Source organism: Neisseria sp. P0021.S006 (assembly GCF_051956895.1).
Window position 1 is genome coordinate 1 of record NZ_JBQCWZ010000348.1, and the last position, 1,444, is coordinate 1,444.

General features: G+C 46.3%; 3 protein-coding genes. 2 read left to right on the forward strand and 1 reads right to left on the reverse strand.

Annotation, left to right across the window (positions count from 1 at the left end; genetic code table 11):
• Nucleotides 1-559, forward strand: a 559-nt coding sequence (locus ACTHUM_RS13995; RefSeq protein ID WP_440403171.1) for an electron transfer flavoprotein subunit alpha/FixB family protein, incomplete at its 5' end; no start/stop codon positions are given.
• A gap of 61 nt (nt 560-620) precedes the next feature.
• Nucleotides 621-1,232 carry an IMPACT family protein gene (locus ACTHUM_RS14000; protein ID WP_440403172.1) on the forward strand — a complete coding sequence of 204 codons (612 nt, stop codon included), beginning with the start codon at nt 621-623 and terminating at the stop codon, nt 1,230-1,232.
• Between the two features lie 54 nt (nt 1,233-1,286).
• On the opposite strand, the gene ACTHUM_RS14005 is transcribed toward ACTHUM_RS14000, so the two are convergent.
• Nucleotides 1,287-1,444: DUF4298 domain-containing protein (locus ACTHUM_RS14005; protein WP_440402823.1), on the reverse strand; the 158-nt coding region annotated here is incomplete at its 5' end.

Here is a 1,444-nt window from a genome sequence, read left to right on the forward strand (position 1 = left end):
GATTTATGCCGGTAATGCATTTGAAACCGTTCAATCCAATTCTGAAAAACTGGTGCTGACTTTCCGTGCAACCGCATTTGATGCTGCCGGACAAGGCGGTAATGCAGAAGTGGTCAATGTTGAGGCAGCGCCTGCTCAAAACCTGAGCCGTTTCGTAAACCGTCAACTTTCCCAGTCTGACCGCCCTGAATTGACTCAGGCAAAAGTGATTGTTTCCGGTGGCCGTGCATTGGGCAGTGCTGAAAAATTCAATGAAGTGTTAACTCCATTGGCGGATGCTTTGGGTGCAGCGATTGGTGCATCCCGTGCGGCAGTGGATGCCGAGTATGCGCCAAACGATGCCCAAGTCGGACAAACCGGTAAAGTGGTTGCGCCGCAACTATACTTCGCTATCGGTATTTCTGGTGCTATCCAACACGTTGCCGGTATGCAGGACAGTAAAGTGATTGTTGCCATCAACAAAGATGCTGACGCTCTGATTTTCAATGTGGCAGATTACGGCTTGGTTGGTGATTTGTTTGAAGTTGTGCCTCAACTGACTGAAGCACTGAAAAACTAATGTTTCACGTGAAACGTTCAGACGGCCTTTTATAACAAAGGCCGTCTGAAAATATTTTGGCATGATTACGACCTATAAAACCATTACCACACTGACACAGGCTGAATTTAAAGATAAAGGCAGCCGCTTCATCGCGTACGCCTATCCGATTCGCACTTTGGCCGATGTGAAGAAGTATCTCGACCCATTAAAGGAAGAGCATCACAAGGCGCGACATTGGTGCTACGCCTATCGATTGGGTGTGGATGGAATGCAGTTTCGTGCAAACGATGATGGAGAACCGTCCGGAAGCGCAGGTCGCCCTATTCTGGGGCAGATTGATTCTGTCGGCGTAACGGATGTGTTGGTTGTAGTTGTGCGCTATTTTGGAGGTACGCTATTGGGTGTTCCCGGTCTGATTCATGCTTATAAGGAATCAACAGCTCAGGCATTGGCGATAGCTGAAATTGTTGAAAAGAATGTCGAAAAGACAGTTTGGTTGAAGTGTGAATATCCTGTTTTGAATGAGGCTATACGGATTGCCAAACAATATCAGGCCGATATTGTGGAACAGGATTTGCAGCTGGATTGTAAGTTAACAGTGAAAATAGCGTTGACCGATTATGAAACCTGTATTGCTGCTTGGAAAAATACGCGCCAAATTGAAATAGATACTGAACAGCCGTTTGAATAAAAGGTCGTCTGAACATATTTGAGAAATCAAAAGTTTCAGACGGCCTTTGATGTTTTAGCCTTGGTATCTGTCTAAAGCATTTACGCTTGAGCGCAGGTGTTCCCAAGCCAGTTGATGAAATTCCCCCAGTGCGTTCCATAGGGCATCTTCGCTCATAATGCTGTATTCGCCCTGTGTACGCAAATCAACATCTGCCCCTTCTTCAATGGCTT